16 protein-coding genes are annotated in these 17,681 nt (G+C 52.8%); 9 read left to right on the top strand and 7 right to left on the bottom strand.

Features of this window, described 5'->3' with window-relative positions:
• Window positions 1-11 precede the first annotated feature (11 nt).
• A complete protein-coding gene (gene glpK, locus L855_RS19975; protein WP_159790687.1) occupies window positions 12-1,511 on the bottom strand; it encodes a glycerol kinase GlpK in 1,500 nt (499 codons plus the stop codon).
• A 117-nt stretch (window positions 1,512-1,628) separates the two neighbouring features.
• Window positions 1,629-2,399 carry an SDR family oxidoreductase gene (locus L855_RS19970; RefSeq protein ID WP_159790686.1) on the bottom strand — a complete coding sequence of 257 codons (771 nt, stop codon included), beginning with the start codon at window positions 2,397-2,399 and terminating at the stop codon, window positions 1,629-1,631.
• Window positions 2,400-2,476: 77 nt separating this feature from the next.
• Between L855_RS19970 and L855_RS19965 the strand changes: the two genes are divergently transcribed.
• From L855_RS19965 to L855_RS19955, 3 genes are all read left to right on the top strand, one after another.
• Window positions 2,477-3,328: an alpha/beta fold hydrolase gene (locus L855_RS19965; RefSeq protein ID WP_159790685.1), complete on the top strand. Its 852-nt coding sequence runs from the start codon at window positions 2,477-2,479 to the stop codon at window positions 3,326-3,328.
• Between the two features lie 55 nt (window positions 3,329-3,383).
• Window positions 3,384-4,196 carry a SirB1 family protein gene (locus L855_RS19960; protein ID WP_159790684.1) on the top strand — a complete coding sequence of 271 codons (813 nt, stop codon included), beginning with the start codon at window positions 3,384-3,386 and terminating at the stop codon, window positions 4,194-4,196.
• Window positions 4,197-4,419: 223 nt separating this feature from the next.
• On the top strand, window positions 4,420-4,998 hold the full coding sequence (locus tag L855_RS19955) for an NADPH-dependent FMN reductase (RefSeq protein ID WP_159790683.1): 579 nt from the start codon (window positions 4,420-4,422) through the stop codon (window positions 4,996-4,998).
• 13 nt (window positions 4,999-5,011) lie between these two features.
• On the opposite strand, the gene L855_RS19950 is transcribed toward L855_RS19955, so the two are convergent.
• Window positions 5,012-6,655 (bottom strand): PAS domain-containing sensor histidine kinase, encoded by a 1,644-nt coding sequence (locus tag L855_RS19950; protein WP_159790682.1) that lies wholly within the window; start codon window positions 6,653-6,655, stop codon window positions 5,012-5,014.
• 133 nt (window positions 6,656-6,788) lie between these two features.
• Entirely contained in the window at window positions 6,789-7,739 is a 951-nt protein-coding gene (locus L855_RS19945) for an N-acetylglucosamine kinase (protein ID WP_159790681.1), read from the bottom strand.
• Window positions 7,740-7,768: 29 nt separating this feature from the next.
• Here L855_RS19945 and L855_RS19940 point away from each other — a divergent pair, with 29 nt between their 5' ends.
• The 3 genes from L855_RS19940 (at window position 7,769) to L855_RS19930 (ending at window position 10,098) form a co-directional block, all read left to right on the top strand.
• On the top strand, window positions 7,769-8,527 hold the full coding sequence (locus tag L855_RS19940) for a pyridoxine 5'-phosphate synthase (RefSeq protein WP_425500588.1): 759 nt from the start codon (window positions 7,769-7,771) through the stop codon (window positions 8,525-8,527).
• A gap of 89 nt (window positions 8,528-8,616) precedes the next feature.
• Window positions 8,617-8,943, top strand: a complete 327-nt coding sequence (locus L855_RS19935; RefSeq protein ID WP_159790679.1) for an MgPME-cyclase complex family protein — start codon at window positions 8,617-8,619, stop codon at window positions 8,941-8,943.
• Between the two features lie 66 nt (window positions 8,944-9,009).
• A complete protein-coding gene (locus L855_RS19930; RefSeq protein ID WP_159790678.1) occupies window positions 9,010-10,098 on the top strand; it encodes a hypothetical protein in 1,089 nt (362 codons plus the stop codon).
• Between the two features lie 139 nt (window positions 10,099-10,237).
• Here the strand turns inward: L855_RS19930 and L855_RS19925 are convergent, their stop codons facing one another.
• Complete coding sequence (locus L855_RS19925) at window positions 10,238-10,600, bottom strand: helix-turn-helix domain-containing protein (RefSeq protein WP_159790677.1); 363 nt, start codon at window positions 10,598-10,600, stop codon at window positions 10,238-10,240.
• Between the two features lie 235 nt (window positions 10,601-10,835).
• Between L855_RS19925 and minC the strand changes: the two genes are divergently transcribed.
• On the top strand, window positions 10,836-11,684 hold the full coding sequence (gene minC, locus L855_RS19920) for a septum site-determining protein MinC (protein WP_159790676.1): 849 nt from the start codon (window positions 10,836-10,838) through the stop codon (window positions 11,682-11,684).
• A gap of 65 nt (window positions 11,685-11,749) precedes the next feature.
• Here the strand turns inward: minC and L855_RS19915 are convergent, their stop codons facing one another.
• Both L855_RS19915 and ccsB read right to left on the bottom strand, forming a co-directional pair.
• Window positions 11,750-13,729: an amylo-alpha-1,6-glucosidase gene (locus tag L855_RS19915; RefSeq protein WP_159790675.1), complete on the bottom strand. Its 1,980-nt coding sequence runs from the start codon at window positions 13,727-13,729 to the stop codon at window positions 11,750-11,752.
• Between the two features lie 9 nt (window positions 13,730-13,738).
• Window positions 13,739-14,731, bottom strand: a complete 993-nt coding sequence (gene ccsB, locus L855_RS19910; RefSeq protein WP_159790674.1) for a c-type cytochrome biogenesis protein CcsB — start codon at window positions 14,729-14,731, stop codon at window positions 13,739-13,741.
• Between the two features lie 226 nt (window positions 14,732-14,957).
• Here ccsB and L855_RS19905 point away from each other — a divergent pair, with 226 nt between their 5' ends.
• Together L855_RS19905 and L855_RS19900 are read left to right on the top strand one after the other, a co-directional pair.
• Window positions 14,958-15,305, top strand: coding sequence for an ArsR/SmtB family transcription factor (locus L855_RS19905; RefSeq protein ID WP_159790673.1), 348 nt, complete (start codon window positions 14,958-14,960; stop codon window positions 15,303-15,305).
• Between the two features lie 943 nt (window positions 15,306-16,248).
• Window positions 16,249-17,673, top strand: coding sequence for a thioredoxin family protein (locus tag L855_RS19900; protein ID WP_246199206.1), 1,425 nt, complete (start codon window positions 16,249-16,251; stop codon window positions 17,671-17,673).
• Window positions 17,674-17,681 lie beyond the last annotated feature (8 nt).

Raw genomic sequence — 17,681 nt, 5'->3', positions numbered from 1 at the left:
CGTCTAGGGGTCTAGGCATCTTCGATCCAATGTTTGGCTCGTTCAACGGCTTTGAGCCAAGTTTTATACTGTTCCTGCACCTGGGGCGCATTTTCACTAGGTTCAAACACCCGATCGATTTGTCGACGCTCAATCAGTCGTTCGTAACTATCATAGAAGCCACTGACCAATCCTGCCCCAAAGGCTGCCCCTTGAGCCGTCGCATCGAGGATTTTGGGGCGTTCCACCGGAATCCCCAACAAATCCGCCTGAAACTGCATCAGGAAGTCATTTTGGGACGCCCCACCATCAACCTTAAGGCGACTGACAGGGTCCTCACAGTCGCGATTCATGGCCTCGACGACTTCCTTCACCTGATAGGCGATCGCCTCGAGTACCGCTCGCACCATATGTTCACCGCGCACTCCCCCCGTAATCCCTTGGAAGGAACCTCGCGCATTCATATCCCAATGGGGAGCGCCTAACCCACTCAACGCCGGGACAAAGTACACCCCGTTATTCGTCTGAGCCTGTTGAGCTAGGTTTTCTGTTTCCGCTGCACTGGCAATCAGTTGTAAACCATCTCGCAGCCATTGGATACAGGCCCCGGCGGTAAACATCGCCCCCTCAATGGCGTAGTTAGCAGAATCTGGTCGACTCCAGGCCACCGTTGAGAGGAGTTGATTGTGCGATCGCGCCACCTGATGTCCCGCTTGTGCAATCAGAAAACAGCCAGTTCCATAGGTACATTTGAGCAACCCTGGGCGATCGCAGCCATGGGCAAACAACGCCGCCTGCTGGTCTCCAAAAATTGCCATAATGGGAATTTCATCCCCAAAAAGATCCGTCGTTCCAAACTCCCCTAAACTCGGTTTAATCTCTGGCATCATATGGGGAGAAATGCCAAACAAATCCAGTAAATCTTCATCCCAATCCCCCCGTTCTAGGTTCATTAACATGGTGCGGCTAGCATTACTGCTGTCCGTGGCATGAACCTTGCGATTGGTGAGATTCCATAACACCCAAGAGTCAATCGTTCCCGCAATGACATTATCAAAGTCAATTTGAGGACGACGTTCCCGCACCCAATCGAGGAGCCAAACCAATTTTGTCGCCGAAAAATAGGAATCGAGCACTAAACCGGTGCGTTCTTGAATCAACTCCGCTTTTCCCTGACGACGGAGAGAATTACACAGCGGGGCCGTGCGGCGATCCTGCCAAACAATCGCTTTATGGAGGGGTCGGCCCGTATTTTTATCCCAGAGTAAACAAGTTTCTCGCTGCACCGTTAAGCCAATGGCTGCCACCTCTTTGGCACTGACATTCGCCTCATCTAACACATCTTCCGCGCAGCCGAGGGTATCTTGCCAAATCTCGACAGCATCATGTTCCAACCAGCCCGGTTCTGGATAGTACTGTTTCAATTCTTTATAGGATTGTCCCACCACTTCCCCATCGCGATCAAAGAGAATCGCCCGGTTTCCCGTGGTTCCCAAATCAAGGGCTAAAACGTATCGTTTATCGGTTGTCATAGTCAATAATAGTTAGGGGGGATGCAGCTTGACATTGTATCAACTGCCCCTTCCCGAGTGGCCAAAGATACAAGTTTAGCCACAATAATTATGATTTCTTTATCTAGCCAGAGCCAATTACCGCCGATAAACCTGGGTCGCCGTCGCTTGGTCCGTGGGAACCACGAGCATCTCACTAATGTTGACATGGGAGGGGCGCGTGGCACAAAACCAGACGAGATCGGCAATATCCTCACCCGTTAGAGGCGTTAACCCATGATAGGTTTCACTGGCCCGCTGGCGATCGCCGTGGAAGCGAACCTCACTAAACTCCGTCTCCACCAAACCGGGATCAATCTCACTCACCCGAATCGGTGTCCCCAGCAAATCCTGTTTTAAACCCTGAGTAATCGCTCGCACTGCCGCTTTCGAGGCACAATAGACATTCCCCCGAGGATAGGCATGACGGCCGGCGATGGACCCAATGTTGAGGATATGGCCCTGCCGCCGTTCAATCATACCGGGGACAATGGCCCGCGTCACATAGAGCAACCCCTTGACGTTGGCATCAATCATCTCCTCCCAATCATCGAGAGTACCCTCTTGCAGTTTATCCAGGCCCCGACTCAGTCCAGCATTGTTGACCAGGATATCAACGGCTTGCCAGTCCGCCGGAAGTTGCGTTAGCTGACTCATCACGGCATGGCGATCGCGCACATCCAAGGTCAGACAATGAACCGCCGTTCCCCATTGGCGATCCAGATTCCCCGCCAACTCCTGAAGGCGATCGCCCCGACGAGCCGCTAAAATCAGCCTCGAACCCGCTTCAGCAAAGCGTTTGGCGCAAGCAGCCCCAATGCCACTACTTGCCCCAGTCACAAGAACAATCTTATCCTTAACAGAATCCATAACCCTTCTCAACTCTAACGGCGATCTAACGGCGCTGCTCGTTTCATCCTATCACTGCTGCTTGGTGTCTTCTGCCTATGGTTACTCGTCACACCTTATCCCTTCCAGGCCCGGACTCCCTGCACCTATCCTATTTGGACTGGGGAGAACAAACCGGCGAACCGATCTTGCTATTGCATGGCCTCGCCGATCATGCGGGAGTCTGGCAACCCGTAGCAGACGCCTTAGCCGCCGAGGGGTTTCGGGCGATCGCCCCGGATTTACGCGGTCACGGCAACAGCAGCAAACCCCCTCAAGGCTATCATTGCGACCAGATCATCAGCGATTTACAGGCCCTCCTGGCCCATCTCGGCTATGAATCGGCCCATATTCTCGGTCATTCCTGGACGGGTAAAGTTGTTCCTATCTGGGCCCGCGAGTTTCCCGGGCAATTCCGCAGTGCCATTCTCGTCGATCCCTTTTTCATCGGCAAACTCCCCAAATGGTCTCGGTTTACCTTCCCCCTGCTGTACCGCGTCTTACCCTTCCTCAAAGCCATGGGCCCCTTTGCTTCCCACGACGCGGCGATCGAAGCTGCCAAAACCCTCAAACAATATCGAGGCTGGAGTGACCCTCAACGACAAGCCTTTGAAGAGAGTCTGGAACAGAAAGCCGACGGAACCTGGGGCAGTAAATTTACCAAAGCCGCACGAGATGGCATTTTTGATGATGTGATGGTCGTCGATGGCTTAACAGAACCCCTCAGCGTTCCCACCCTTTTCATTAAACCCGAAGCCGGACTCAATCGCAGTCAATGGCAACTCAAGCCCTATTATCGCTATCTTGAACATCTAGAGGTCTGTGAGGTTCCCGGCAACCATTGGGCCTTTTTAGTTGAACCCGCCGCGTTCACTCAGGCCTTACTGGCGTTCCTCAAGCAACAGGACTGAAACCGTCCGTCCCAGATCCTGGATACGCGTTAACCGCCCCAAAAATCATAAGATTATGGATTTTCCCCAGTCTCGCCAACCCTTTTATCATGAAATCAAGAAAACGCCCATTGACTTAGGCAAAGCTGCCCTCTGCATTGCCCTAGAAGAGTATCCCGACCTCGATATTGATGCCTATTTACAGCGTTTAGACTGCTACGCCGAGGATGTCGCCCAACAGTTGCCCCAAGAACGATATCCCCTGCGAGTCATTAACACTCTAAATAGTTATCTGTTTGAAACCCTTAAGTTTCAGGGCAACCAAGAGAATTACTATGACCCCAAAAATAGTTTTCTCAATGAAGTATTAGAGCGTCGAGTGGGGATTCCGATTACCTTGTCTGTCGTCTATTTAGAACTGGCCAAGCGATTAGAGTTCCCCATGGTTGGGGTGGGAATGCCTGGACATTTCATCATTCGTCCTGAGTTTAAAGATGCGGGAATTTTTGTTGATGCGTTTAATGGCGGTGAAGTCCTGTTCCCTGAAGATTGTGAGCGACGGCTGACCCAAATTTATGGCAGACCAATTTCCCTCCAGCCCGAGTTCTTAGAACCGGTGAGTTCCGACAAAATCCTAGTGCGGATGTTAACCAATCTCAAAGCCATTTATATTGCCCAGCAAGAAATCAGTAAAGCCTTAGCCGCCATTGAACGTATTTTGTTGTTAGCCCCCAATGCCGTTTTAGAATTGCGCGATCGCGGCTTAATTTATTACCAATCCGGGCAGGCGATCGCCGCCAGCCAAGACCTAGAACGTTACCTATCCCTACGCCCCGACGCCCCCGATGCCTCCACGATTCAACGTATCTTAGGACGACTCGAACAATAACAAGGGTAGCATCAAAAACACCCCCAAAACTTGACTCAATCTGACCAAAAATGTTAGATTCTTCTTAAACTTTCCTATCGCCTAGGTCCCGCCACTTACGGTACGCCCCGGTGTTATTTCTGTTCCCTGTTCCCTGTTCCCTTCTCTTGCCTATTGCCTACTGCCTACTGCCTTCTTTTCCCTACTGCCTTCTTTTCCCTATTCCCTATTCCCTTCTCCCCCCATGACCAAAATTCTCGCATTTGCCGGAAGTTCTCGGGCTGGTTCCTTTCACAAAGCCCTCGTCAAAATTGCTGCCCAAGGTGCCGAAGCCGCCGGGGCCGATGTCACTGTGATTGACTTAGGGGACTATCCCATGCCCCTCTATAACCAAGACTTAGAAGCCAAAGAGGGATTTCCTGAATCCGTCCTGGCCTTCAAGAAACTCCTCAAATCCCATCAAGGGCTTCTCATTGCTTCTCCAGAATATAACAGTTCCATCACCCCACTCCTAAAAAATGCCATTGACTGGGCCTCCCGTCCCGAAGAGGGAGAACCCCCCTTATCCTTAACCTGTTTCCGAGGCAAAGTTGCCGCCTTAATGGCCACTTCTCCTGGAGGAATGGGAGGCTTACGGGGCCTCGTTCATGTACGGGATATCTTGCAAAACATTGGCGTGACAGTAATTCCTCAGCAAAAGGCTATATCCGGGGCCTATCAAGCCTTTGATGAGCAAGGAAACTTGACCGACCCTGATCAAGATGCCGCTATTCGGGAGTTAGGAAAAGCCTTGGCTGAGGTTAGCCAAAAACTTCACGGCTAGCGCCTAGATTGGTTTAATCGGAATCACTGTGGGAGATAGGAATCGTGATAATAAACTCCGTTCCTTCTCCTAACATGGAGCGACAATCGAGAGTCCCTTTATGTTTCTCCACGACAATCTGATAACTAATCGATAGCCCAAGTCCCGTTCCCTTGCCAACCGGTTTTGTCGTAAAGAACGGTTTAAAGATTTGTTGACGAACCGACTCGGGAACTCCAGAGGCATTATCAGCAATGCGAATTGTAACCGTATCATCAGCATTGCAGATTGTAGTAAGGGTGAGACGGCTGGGTTGGGCTTCTACCTCTTGATAACTGCGATGGTTATCTCGCTCATCTAGGGCATCAATGGCATTACTGACAATGTTCATAAAGACCTGGTTCATTTGCCCCGTGAAACATTCCACTTTCGGTAAGTCGTCGTAGACCTTATCGATGACAATCTCGGGGCGGCTGGGTTTGGCTTTGATGCGATTTTGCAGAATTACCAGGGTACTATCGAGTCCTTCATGGAGATCTGAGCGTTTCATCTCCACCTCATCCAAGCGGGAGAAGTTCCGCAACGAACTGACAATTTCCTTAACCCGGTTCGCACCCACCATCATCGAACTGAGTAACTGGGGTAAGTCGTCCAGCAAAAATTCAAGATCGATGGAGTCAGCCTCTTCGCTAATTTCAGGAGCGGGTTCGCTGTAATGCTGTTGATATAGATCCAGTAATCCGAGAATATCCTCCGTGTATTCCTTGGCATGAACTAAGTTGCCGTAGATGAAGTTAACGGGATTATTAATTTCATGGGCAATCCCGGCGACTAACTGCCCCAAACTGGACATCTTTTCCGTTTGCACCAGTTGCAGTTGAGTTTGTCGGAGTTCATCGAGGGTATTGGACAGAGTTTGTGAGAGTTGTTCTACCTCCGGGTTATCTCCCTTAGCATAGGCCGGAGAGGTGGAGGTACGGGCTAACACTCGCCCGATGGCGTAAAACTGTTGACCATCACCGAGTACCACGAGCGTCCATTGACACCAGCGATAAGAGCCATCCTGGTGACGATAGCGATTCTCAAAGCAGACATGAGCGTTCGGGGTGAGATCGTGGAACGCTGTCCGGGTGGAGTTGAGATCGTCGGGGTGAAGGTACTCTAGAGATTGGCGTTGGCAGAGATCTTCGACGGCATAGCCGAGATGCTTGTGCCAGGCAGGGTTCACCCGTTGTAAGAGGCCCTCTTGGTCGATGAGGCAATGGAGATCGGGGCTATTGTCGAAAACCGTTTGCCAGCTTTGGGCGATCGCCTCAGTGAGATCGAGCGGTTGCGTTTCCACAATCACGCCGCTAATTTCTCCCTGTTCGTTGTACCAAGGAGAGAGTTTTTCTTTGAGCCAGCGGCGATCGCCATTCTGTAACTTAAGACGATAGGGAGGACAGACGCTGGGCAACCCATCGAGACAGCGGCGATAGGCAGCAAGCCAAGATGGGGGTGCATGGGGAACCAACTCAGCATAGGGTTGGCCCCCCTCAGGATTAAGGTCAAAGAGATCTTGCCAAGGTTGAGTCCAGAGGATGGACTTGAGATCTCGGTTGAATAGGGCGATCGCCGTCCCAGATTGGTCTAGGACTTGGCGCAATAGAGTTAAATTGAAGTCGTTGGAATGCTCCACGCCTTCGTGCCTACCAATGAAAGTTTTACGAGAGGGAGTCAGAGGGCCAGAATCGTGAAATCCCGAGCTATCTCGGGGCGAGGGCCCAATCCCCTCCGTCATGGTAGCAAAGCTTGGCGGGAAAGTCTGCCAATTACCAGCCAACAGCCCGACGAGCTAACAAGATTGCCCCCGAAACAGCATCATCACGGGGCTGAACCACCTGAATCTCGGGACAATGGCGGGCCAGTTGTGCCTCAAACCGTTGTCTGAGTTTCCCTTGACTTTTCCAAGTTCCCCCCAGGGTGACTAATTCAACTGGGGTGTTATCAGGAAACAACTGCTGGTACACCGCCCGACTAGCTAGGGCCAACTCCGCCGCCGCCTCATCGAGAATTTGATTGGCTACCCCATCCCCTAAGCAGGCCACCCGATCTACCACCGGGGCTAACCTGGCCACATCCTTAGCCCTCCAGCCGGGCTGATAGACACGCTCAACTAAGTCTTCAATCTGATCTAAGCCCAGGTGGTCACAGAGGGCTGCCGTAAGTTGGGTTTGGGGCGATCGCCCATCAGCGGCCCGAACCACCGCCTTTAATCCCTGACGACCGATATCATAGGCGCTCCCTTCATCTCCCAGGAGATGGCCCCAACCACTGGCCCGGGCCACCGCTCCCTGAGGGCTACGGCCATAGGCGATCGCCCCAGTTCCGGCAATGGTCGCCAGGCCCACTTCTCGACCTAATCCCCCCACCAGGGCAATCTCGCAGTCGGGACAGATGCGCACCCCTTGCGGATGTAAGTTCCAGGCGAGGGGGAGACGGCTGTCTTGTTGCAGCAGTTGTACCCAGTCATGGACGACTTGCCGATCCCGAGGCCGACCCACTCCAGCCAGGCCTAGGGTAATGGCGCGGATGATCACCTCCTGGTTCGCAGTGGCAGCGGCGATGGCGCAGAGAATGGCATGATAGGCCGCCTCACCACCGACGGCATGATAATTGGAGGCGGGGGCTTCCCCTTGTCCTAAGACTGCTCCTTGGGCGTTAACGAGTCGGCAGCGGGTTTGACTACCCCCCCCGTCAAGACCTAAGACCGTTGGGATCATAGAAGAAAAGGGAAAGAACGACCTAGAATATGGAACGTCATCATACCACCAGGAGAGAACCGAGATTGATTACCCTTGGCGTGAATATCGACCATATTGCCACCATTCGACAGGCCCGGCGTACCACGGAACCGGACCCCGTGGCGGCGGCTGTTTTGGCGGAGTTAGGGGGGGCCGATGGCATTACTGCTCACCTGCGAGAAGATCGCCGCCATATTCAGGATCGCGATGTCTATTTGTTGCGACAAACCGTCAGCACCCATTTGAATTTGGAGATGGCCGCTACCAAGGAGATGGTGAACATCGCCCTGGATCTCAAGCCCGATTATGTCACCCTGGTTCCCGAGAAACGAGAGGAGGTGACAACGGAGGGGGGATTGGATGTCGATGGAAGTTGCGATCGCCTCACGGATGTCGTCGGACGGCTTCAGGAGGCGGGGATTCCCGTTAGCTTATTCATTGACGCGGAAGCCAAGCAAATTCAAGCGTCGGCCGCCACTCAGGCTCAGTTTATTGAACTGCATACCGGGCGTTATGCCGAAGCCACCACAGACATTGAGCGACATCAACAACTTGAGGTGTTGCGAGATGGTTGTGCGATCGCCCGTGAGTCGGGTTTGCGGGTGAATGCTGGCCATGGCTTAACCTATCTCAATGTCTATCCCGTGGCTTGCATTGAGGGTATGGAAGAACTCAATATCGGCCATACGATTATTGCCCGAGCGGCCTTAGTTGGCATTGAACGCGCGGTGCGGGAGATGAAACAGGCCCTTCGTCGCGAACTGTAACACTTGATTTCCCTAAAGTGTTTCACGGCGGTATGATTTGATACTGCAACTGCCGTACTATCGTCTCTAAAGACTCCTTTCGACTGACCATGACAACTTACTACTACGTCGCCGCCAGCCAGAAATTCCTCTTGGAAGAAGAACCTCTCGATGAGGTGCTTCAAGAACGGGTGCGCAATTACCAGGAACGAGAAAAAGAAATTGATTTCTGGCTCGTGAAACAGCCCGCCTTTCTGGAGGCTCCCGACTTAGCTGAGGCTAAGGCAAAATGTCCACAACCCTCAGTGGCGATTATTTCGACCGATCGCCAGTTCATTACCTGGCTGAAACTGCGGTTAGAATATGTGCTAACGGGTCAGTTTGAGGCCCCCTCTGAGAGTATCCCCGATCCCTTAGCCTCCATGGCTCAAGCCTAGGCTTCCTTGGGGGATGTGCTAGCATAGCACCTTAATATTTGTCAACCCCATTTCGGTCAACAGCCCATGCGTTTTCCTCAGCCCCTCCTCTCGGTCATGTCTGTTGCGATCGCCCTCAGTGTGCCAGGAGTGGTTGGGCGAGTGCCAAAGGCGATCGCCCAATTGCCCGCCTGTGCCCCCCCTCGGGCTGGGGAATTTCTCGTGTTAGTGCTGCCTGAGAACAATCAGGATCTGCAAGCCATTGGCGATCGCCTCCCCAGTCAGGTGAACGCTCAGGCCTGCACCTACCTCGATGAAGTGGTGTTACGGATTCATGGCTTTGAGGGCCAAGAAGATGCCTCCGCCCTAGCGCGACAGATTACCGAAGCATCTGGTCTCAACGCCTTTGTCACCCGTCCCCCGAGTAACACAGGCACGAACACCGCGACGGGGAACAGTGCCCCCCCAGCCTCCTCCAGCCCCGCCCCCAGGTCATCGAGTTCCCTTAACCTGCCTCAAGTCCAAGTCATTGAAGCGCGGCCGGCTGGGGGACGTTCTCCGAGCCGTTCCCAAGAGCAGACGCAATCCTCACAGCAGCAATCTCAGAGGCAATCTCGGGACAGTCAACGGGACAGTCAACAAGAGCGGGGCCGCCGCTCCCGCCGCAGCGATGAGAATGGCCAGGAACGGGGTGTAGAAATCGGTTTGGGGGATTTACCCCCCGCCAATCTTCCCGATGACAGTTTTGATGTCCCCGCCCCCGACACCAATCCTGATGACTTGCCCGTCTATATCCCGGTCGAGGAGGGCGATCGTCCTCTATCGAGCGCCCCTCAAACCCAACCCCAGAGACAACCTCAAGCCATGCCCGAGGTGGCGATCGCCTCCCCACCAGGACGTAACCGGGGTTTCAATCCCCAGCCCCTAGAGGCCGGCTATGCCATTCTCGTCGATTACTTCAATCAACCCGACGTTGCTCGTGAATTACAACGGGCCACCAATCGCAGCGTTGGCTTAGTCTCCTATGGACAACGCCCCTATTTGTTGGTGGGCTACAGTCGCGATGAAGCTGAGGCCAACGCCCTGTTACAACGACTCAGTGAGCAAGGATTTTGGACCATGGTGGTGGACAGTCAACGGGTGATGGTTCTGACCCCCCAAGTCAGCCTTAATTAACTAGGGAGGGAGATTGAGACAGGGGATTTCAAACGACACCCCAACTAGGACAACCTCAAGCCATTCCGGCTCATTAACCTCAGTCTCCTTAGCTAACAGTTTCCGACTGTTTCCCCAGGTCAACTCTCTTCGTCCTATTTCATCGTTTTTTCAGAACCCACAGATGTTTTCGACGGACAAATCCTAGTTTCTTAAGCCATCTGGAAATCGTTCTCGCACTGATGTCGTCGGGCCATAACTCAGCCATCTCCTCTTGGGTTTTATCCGAATGTTCAAGAACAAAAGCCCGAAACCTATCAACATCCTTAATTTTATGACTATGGCCAGGAGGGCGATACTCTCGGGGACGGAAATCTCCCGTCTCCGCTTTTCGTTTGAGCCATAAGTGAATCGTGTTACGGCTAATCCCAAACACTTGACTCGCTTCAGACTTCTTCATCCCATCCAATTCAATGGCATTGATGACCTTCTGCCGCAAATCATAGCTATAACTGTTCGACATCGTGATGACCCTCTCCAACGCAAACCGCTTTTTTTGACAAACATCTTCATCCCCAACCAGGATAACTCATGTCCTAGTTTTTGTGACAGTTTCCCTCATTGGACTCACTCCAACCCAGCCGAACCATCTCACTCCTGGCAACCCAGGGAAACAGACGCGCTAGGATAGAAAGCGGCTCAATCTAAGTCCCACCTCTGTCCCAGTTGCCCCAACTCTGTTATTCACTTGCGTTTTCATGGCTTCTGACCCCTCCCTTCCCACTGACTTCATTCTCGAACCCAACTCCAGCGATGACATCACCCTGTCAGAGGTGCAGGAGGAGACGGACTCTTCTGAAAACCCCCCTCCAGCGGCTGGGTTAAACCTCCATCAGCAGGTTCGCCTCAAAAGTGAGGCGGGGCAAGTTCTCCTCCTCCTACCCCCGCAATCTGAAACCGCCGGGGAACTCACCTGGCAAGAACTCTGGCAACAACTCAAACATCGCCTGAATGCGGGCGATCGCTTCTGGCAACCCCAAACCCCAGTAATCCTGCAAGCCGACGATCGCCTCCTCGACAGTCGCCAACTTCAGGAACTCGACGAAGCCCTGCAAGAGGCCCAACTCAAACTGAAACGGGTCTCCACCTATCGCCGTCAAACCGCCGTCGCGGCGGCTACCGCTGGCTATTCCGTCGACCAACCCTCCCGAGAGGAAAGTCTGCACAACTCCCCTGACACCGCCCCCGAGGCCCTCGCTGAACCCCTCTATCTCACCAATACCGTGCGATCGGGCACCGAAATCCGCCATCCGGGAACGGTGGTGTTGGTGGGGGATGTCAATCCCGGCGGGGCGGTGATTGCCTCGGGGGATATTCTCGTGTGGGGCCGGCTGCGAGGAATCGCTCACGCCGGGGCCGCTGGAAATTCCCAATGTCTGATTATGGCCTTACAGATGGACCCAACTCAGATTCGCATTGCTAACGCCGTGGCCCGGGCCCCCTCGGACAAACTCGTAGAGTATTATCCCGAAGTTGCCTATGTGGCTAATCGGGGCATTCGTATCAGTCGGGCGGCGGATTTTAACTTCGCCTCTCGCGGCCAATGAAACCAACCCCATCCCCCTGCTTCTAGAGGGGCAATCGAGGGAAATCTAGGAACAATCCCCACCCGTTAATCCCGCAACTGACCCATCACCCGCAACAGTTCTGCCACACTCCAGGCTTGGGCAAAACAGCCGCGAGGGGTATGGGGAGGGTTGCCATCAAAAATTTCGCTAATACTGCCCACCGCGCCATCCTGGAGATGGTCAAATAGGGGGTCTAGGAAACTACGGGCCAGGGCCTTGTCCCCATGGATTTTGTAATGGGCCAGGGCAAACGGGCCCAACAGCCAACTCCAAACCGTTCCCTGATGATAGGCTCCATCCCGCTGCCAGCGATCGCCCCCATACTCGCCACAATACTGAGGATCTTGCGGCGAGAGCGATCGCAAGCCATAGGAGGTCAGCAACTCCCGGCCCACCACCGCTAACAGGGAACGGCCCCGGCCTTTCGTCAACAAGGACTGGGGTAACGACTCCGGCAAAGACAAGGCAAAAATCTGATTGGGGCGTAAACTAGCGTCATCTCCCTGGGGACTGTCCAAAACGTCATAACAATAGCCCCCCGCCTCATACCAAAAACGGGCAAATCCCTGGCGCGTCCGTTGGGCGAGCTGTTGATACTCCCTCTCATCCTTGCCCAAGGCTTTAGCCAAACGCACCATCACCCCCAAGGCGTTATACCACAGGGCATTAATCTCAACGGCTTTACCCTGACGCGGGGTCACCACCCAGTCATCAATTTTGGCATCCATCCACGTCAGCTGCACCCCCGCTTCCCCGGCATAGAGAAGACCATCCTCATCCACTCCGATGTTGTACCGGGTTCCCCGCAGATGCCAATCCATCACCTCTTGCAAAGCCGGATATAGCTCCTCAATCAAATCGATGTCCCCAGTCCCCTCAAAATACGCCTGTACGCCCTGGAAATACCACAGCATGGCGTCTACCGTGTTGTAGTCCGGTTCCATGCCGCTATCGGGGAATAGGTTGGGCATCATGCCCTGGTCAAAATAGCGGGCAAAGGTGCGTAAAATAGTCCGGGCAATCTCCGGGCGACCTGTGGCTAAGGTTAATCCTGGCAAACTAATGGCCGTATCTCGTCCCCAATCTCCAAACCAGGGATAGCCAGCCATGATGGTCTGGCCTAGAGTTCCATCGCTGAGGGGGCGATCGCAGATAAACTGGTCAGCGGCCAGGGCCAACTGCTGTAACCGCTCATCGTCACCGAGGCTACCCCGGGCGCGATTGCACAACTGGGACTCATAGCGTCGCTGTCGCTGCAACGCCGCCTCCCCATCCTGCTCACAATTGCTCTGAGTACTCGCCACAACGGTCAGAGATTGCCCCGGTTCCAGGGTCATCTCCAGAGTTACCCCCTGGAAATGATTTTCACTGCACCCCGTACCTCGATATCGTTCTAGTTGCAGGTCAAAGTGACGATACCATTCGTTGTTAGGCGTCCACTGTCCCGGACCCCGTAGCCGCAGAGGAACCGCCCCACCAAAGGCCACCATATCGATGCCCTCCTCCGTGGGCCACACCTGCCAATTGCCCATCACACTCCCGCCATGATGGTCGCGGTAGTTGAGAAAGGCCCTCAGGGATAGCTGTATGGGAGCCGTTCCCCGACTCAGGGAATAGCGAATATAGGTGGTGTTTTGCCCCTGTTCCATCCAGACGCGCTTCGAGAGGCGAGCATCCGCCAGGGCATAATGCCAAACGGGAATCGTCCCTTCTAACTCAAAGGCTTCCAAATAGACATAGCCCGTAGGGGAAATACTGCCATCGCCCCAACGGTTACATCCCAACTCGAAGCTCTGACCCCCATACTGAGCCGTCTCATCGAGTTTCACCAGCATCAGCGTCCGTCCCAGAGGCGGCTCCAGGGCCGCCACCAGTAAGCCGTGATAATGGCGAGTGAGAAGTCCAGCGACGGTTCCGGAGCCATAGCCCCCGATACCATTGCTCACCAGCCATTCTCGCCGCTCAGCGATGGGCAAGTTACCACAGGCGTCTCGTCCGAAATGCAGAACCTTGGAGATGACCATGAGCCTTGTTTAGAAGAACCAGCCGTAGGAATGGAGGCCTTTACCCAGGAGATTGACCCCCAGATAGCAAACCCAAACTACCACAAAGCCACCGGCAGCTAAGACGGCCGGACGACGACCCTGCCAACCTCGGGTAATGCGGGCATGGAGATAGGCGGCAAAGACGAGCCAAGTGATGGCGGCCCAGGTTTCTTTGGGGTCCCAACTCCAGTAGGTTCCCCAGGCTTCGTTGGCCCAAACCGCTCCGGCGATAATGCCAATGGTCAATAGGGGGAAGCCTAAGCCGATGATGCGATAGCTGACGTTATCGAGGGTATCAGCTAGGTTGAGCCGTTGCGGGGATAAGGTCAGGGTTTGCGGACGTTCTAGGGTGGCTACCCCCCCCTGCTGGCTGTTGAAGGCGTTAAAACTGGGTTGGGGGTTGGGCTGGGGCTGATTTTCGGGCCGTTTCATGTCCCGGAAACTCCCGGTTCCCACGGAACTGCCGTGTAATTCGATCTCTTGGCCTCGGGTGACCACGAGGAAGGCGATCGCCATCAAGGACCCAACCATTAGCGTGGCATAGCTGAGCATCATGACGCTAACGTGCATCATCAGCCAGTTGGATTTGAGGGCAGGAACCAGGGGTTCTGAGACCTGCATGGTTTGGGGCAGGGTTAAGGTGGCGAAGGCGGTGATACCCATGGCCACGGGGGCCGTCACGGCTCCCACAAGACGACTGCGGCTCAGGGTCTCGGCGATGAGATGCACGCCGGTGATGCCCCAGGCTAGGAAAAATAATGATTCGTACAGATTGCTGATGGGGAAATAGCCGGCTTCGAGCCAACGGGCCCCCAGTAGGCCGGCAATGCAAAGATTTGCGATCGCCATCCCCGTGGTTCCCACCATCCCCAGATAGGGCAGTTTGGGAAAGGCAACGCCCACCCAGTAGGTGAGCATGGTCAGGAACAGAATCGCGAAGGATGAATTATCAAGTACATTCTGGAGGGATACCAGATCCATGGGGTGTTCTCTCTTAACGATCAGTGAGTGAGATGAATTCAGACCAGCCCGTTACAGCCTGGCCTAGAGCGATCCTAGCGACTTCTGGCGCAAAGGGGAATCCCAAGGGCGCTCTGAAACGTTAAGATGCGCGATCGCTTTGCCGATTCACCAAAACTTATATGCGAATATAATTTAGACTATACTTTAAAACACGATCCAAACGTTACTCTAAACGTTAAACCAAATGCAAGAAACTTCTACGGCCGCGATCGCCAAAGTCTCCGACTACTTCAAGGTGTTGTCCGAAGTCAGTCGCCTCTTAGTTCTCTGTACCCTCAAATCCGGGACGAAAAATGTCTCAGAGATTGTCGAGAGTACCGGACTCGGACAAGCGAATGTCTCCAAACACCTCAAGATCCTAACCCAGGCAGGATTTATTGAGCGTACCCCAAAAGGGGTCAGCGTTTACTACCAGATTACAGATCCGGTGGTTTTTCAACTCTGTGAGCTGGTCTCCCATCGTCTTTCAATTCACCTGGAGGAACAAGCTCAACATTCAATTGACCTCAAATCATTCCAGAGGTCAATGTAGTTAGATTTATTAGCTTTCTAGAATCTCTACAGTTTTCAAAGCATCTTTTGGGTAGTAATTTTTGGAAACCCAATAAATTGCTACCCATTTTATTGTGGAGTTTCTATAAAAACACAAGAACACACAAAAATAGCCTCGTTTAGATTTACGGTAGTCAATAAGTTGGTTATAATAATTTTTGACACAGCCAATTATGAAATCCAAATAAGCATTCGTCAACAAGACTCTGGCGTCGCAAAAAAAGCTTTTTCGTTTTCTACAATGTTGAAGTTCTAATCACCCATCTCAGCTTCTAGTTATATTTTTGGCTGCATTTTTAATTTATAATAGCGGCCAGTTTTAAAGAGTAGATAAAATCGCGAAAACTCTTGCCATATAGTCTTTTTGGGGTTTTATTTTTATTTTTTGCAGAAAAAGAAGCCAGATAATTTAAAGATATACATCAACAATTGAACGAAGCAACATATTTATGGGTTCACTAATTTCAGTCTAAAAACGAATCAGAAAATAGGATTTGTCTAAGTTGATTTATCGAGTTCCATGACTCTATCTTAGAAGCTATATCGCCTAAAATTTATTCACCTCAAATCCAGAGGACAGACAACTCTTGACCTCCTTCAGTCCGCTGAGGCCAAGCTTGACCTAAAACTCAATGTTAACACAGTCATATCTGCTCTGGCTATTGCTAAAGATAACGAATACTATCAAGAGATTGACTTTTATAAATAGACTTTATTTTTCTTAAGTAACATTATTTAACCTAGGGTGAAAGCCACCCAAAATTTTATCTAAAATGGGACAGGGAGATCACCTCTCCAGACAGGACTAGGGAGAGATCCAGTCCGCTCCTGTCCCTGCCGAGAGACGTTGTTCCTGAGCCTGTCGAAAGATTGCAGCAGTCCTCAGCCCAAACGTTGAATCTCTCATTAATTGGAGATTTGCCATGCCTTTTACTGCTCCCTATCCCCATCAGCGATCGCAGCGTCGGGGGCTTCTCTTCTCGGCCCTCCTCGCCCTGACGGTTGTACTCACGGTCCTGAGTTCTCATGTTCCCGCCATCGCCCAAGCCCCGAACATCGGCGACGGCATTACAGAGGTTTACTTTTTCCATAGCCCCACCTGTCCCTACTGTCGCCAGCAGGAACCGTTGATGCACTATATCGACGATACCTATCCCCAAGTGCGGTTACGGTCCTATGAAGTCGAGGAGTCTCCAGAGATTTGGCGAGAATTTCGAGAGCGCTACAACATTACCTCCGGCGGTGTGCCGCGTACCTTTATCGGCGATCGCTCCTTCATTGGCTATAGCGAAGACGACGGCCCCTTACAGTACCAATCCGCCTATCAAGGCTATATCGGCTATCGCAACCAAATTATCGCCGCCATTGAGGCAGAAGCAGGCATTGAGATCCGTCTCTCCGATGGCGCTCTCACTCCCCGAAGCGTTCCCTGGTGGCTGTTTGCCATTCCCGGACTCTACGCCGTCAGTTATCCCGTCCTTCAGTCTCGCCTGAGAACCCCTGAATCCCGTCGCTTTTGGACTGGGGGCTTAGTTCTAACCCTAATTATTAGCCTGTTCGCCTTTGTCGCTCTGACTCCCGAGGGGATTGTCCGTCAATTTGCCGATCAACTGCCCTTTCCCCTATTTGTCTTTACCATTGCCTTTGTCGATGGCTTTAACCCCTGCGCCTTCACAGTTTTGGCGATTTTGCTCTCCCTACTGACCTATACCAAAAATCGCCGTGACATGACCTTAGTGGGGACAACGTTCGTTATTACCTCAGGGGTGATCTATTTCATCTCGATCATCCTGATGATTACCGTCGGGGCGATTTTCCTCGAACGCTATGGAGCCGTGATTACGGTAGGTTTGGGGGTCATTATCACCCTGGCAGCCCTGATTAACATTAAGGACTTCTTTTTCTTCAAGAAACTGTTTTCCCTCTCCCTCTCAGAAAAACAGCAGAAACTGATTACCAAGAAAGCTGCCGCCATCGTGCGATCGCTGCAAGCGGCCCGAGGCGATCGCCGTCTGTTTGCCGCCGCCTTAGGGGGAACCATCCTCCTCTCGATTGTGGTAAACACCCTAGAGTTTGGCTGTACCGCCATCCTACCAATGATTTACTTCACCCGTCTGTTTGGAGTCTGTCAGGGAGGTTGGAACACCTGTACCCTGGGCTGGACTGCCATCTACACGGTCATCTACACCATTCCCCTCTTTGGAATTTTATTGACCTTTATTGTCTCCTTCCGCTCAGCCCGCGTCACCGAATCCCAGGGACGAGTTCTCAAACTCCTCGGTGGGGTGTTTATGCTCTTTTTCGGTCTAATCATGATTTTCAACCCCGAACTCCTCATGATGGGCTGATAATGCTG

It is taken from the genome of Sodalinema gerasimenkoae IPPAS B-353 (assembly GCF_009846485.1).
GTDB lineage: Bacteria > Cyanobacteriota > Cyanobacteriia > Cyanobacteriales > Geitlerinemataceae > Sodalinema > Sodalinema gerasimenkoae.
Note: the sequence above shows the minus strand (reverse complement) of the source record. Positions and strands in the feature narration are given on the sequence as shown.

Excerpts from the sequence above, each read along its gene's own strand:
- L855_RS19940 (WP_425500588.1), top strand. The coding sequence starts at position 7,769 with ATGGAACGTCATCATACCACCAGGAGAGAACCGAGATTGATTACCCTT.
- L855_RS19970 (WP_159790686.1), bottom strand. The coding sequence starts at position 2,399 with ATGGATTCTGTTAAGGATAAGATTGTTCTTGTGACTGGGGCAAGTAGT.
- minC (WP_159790676.1), top strand. The coding sequence starts at position 10,836 with ATGGCTTCTGACCCCTCCCTTCCCACTGACTTCATTCTCGAACCCAAC.
- ccsB (WP_159790674.1), bottom strand. The coding sequence starts at position 14,731 with ATGGATCTGGTATCCCTCCAGAATGTACTTGATAATTCATCCTTCGCG.
- L855_RS19905 (WP_159790673.1), top strand. The coding sequence starts at position 14,958 with ATGCAAGAAACTTCTACGGCCGCGATCGCCAAAGTCTCCGACTACTTC.
- L855_RS19965 (WP_159790685.1), top strand. The coding sequence starts at position 2,477 with ATGGTTACTCGTCACACCTTATCCCTTCCAGGCCCGGACTCCCTGCAC.
- glpK (WP_159790687.1), bottom strand. The coding sequence starts at position 1,511 with ATGACAACCGATAAACGATACGTTTTAGCCCTTGATTTGGGAACCACG.
- L855_RS19955 (WP_159790683.1), top strand. The coding sequence starts at position 4,420 with ATGACCAAAATTCTCGCATTTGCCGGAAGTTCTCGGGCTGGTTCCTTT.
- L855_RS19935 (WP_159790679.1), top strand. The coding sequence starts at position 8,617 with ATGACAACTTACTACTACGTCGCCGCCAGCCAGAAATTCCTCTTGGAA.
- L855_RS19960 (WP_159790684.1), top strand. The coding sequence starts at position 3,384 with ATGGATTTTCCCCAGTCTCGCCAACCCTTTTATCATGAAATCAAGAAA.
- L855_RS19945 (WP_159790681.1), bottom strand. The coding sequence starts at position 7,739 with ATGATCCCAACGGTCTTAGGTCTTGACGGGGGGGGTAGTCAAACCCGC.
- L855_RS19915 (WP_159790675.1), bottom strand. The coding sequence starts at position 13,729 with ATGGTCATCTCCAAGGTTCTGCATTTCGGACGAGACGCCTGTGGTAAC.
- L855_RS19925 (WP_159790677.1), bottom strand. The coding sequence starts at position 10,600 with ATGTCGAACAGTTATAGCTATGATTTGCGGCAGAAGGTCATCAATGCC.
- L855_RS19900 (WP_246199206.1), top strand. The coding sequence starts at position 16,249 with ATGCCTTTTACTGCTCCCTATCCCCATCAGCGATCGCAGCGTCGGGGG.
- L855_RS19930 (WP_159790678.1), top strand. The coding sequence starts at position 9,010 with ATGCGTTTTCCTCAGCCCCTCCTCTCGGTCATGTCTGTTGCGATCGCC.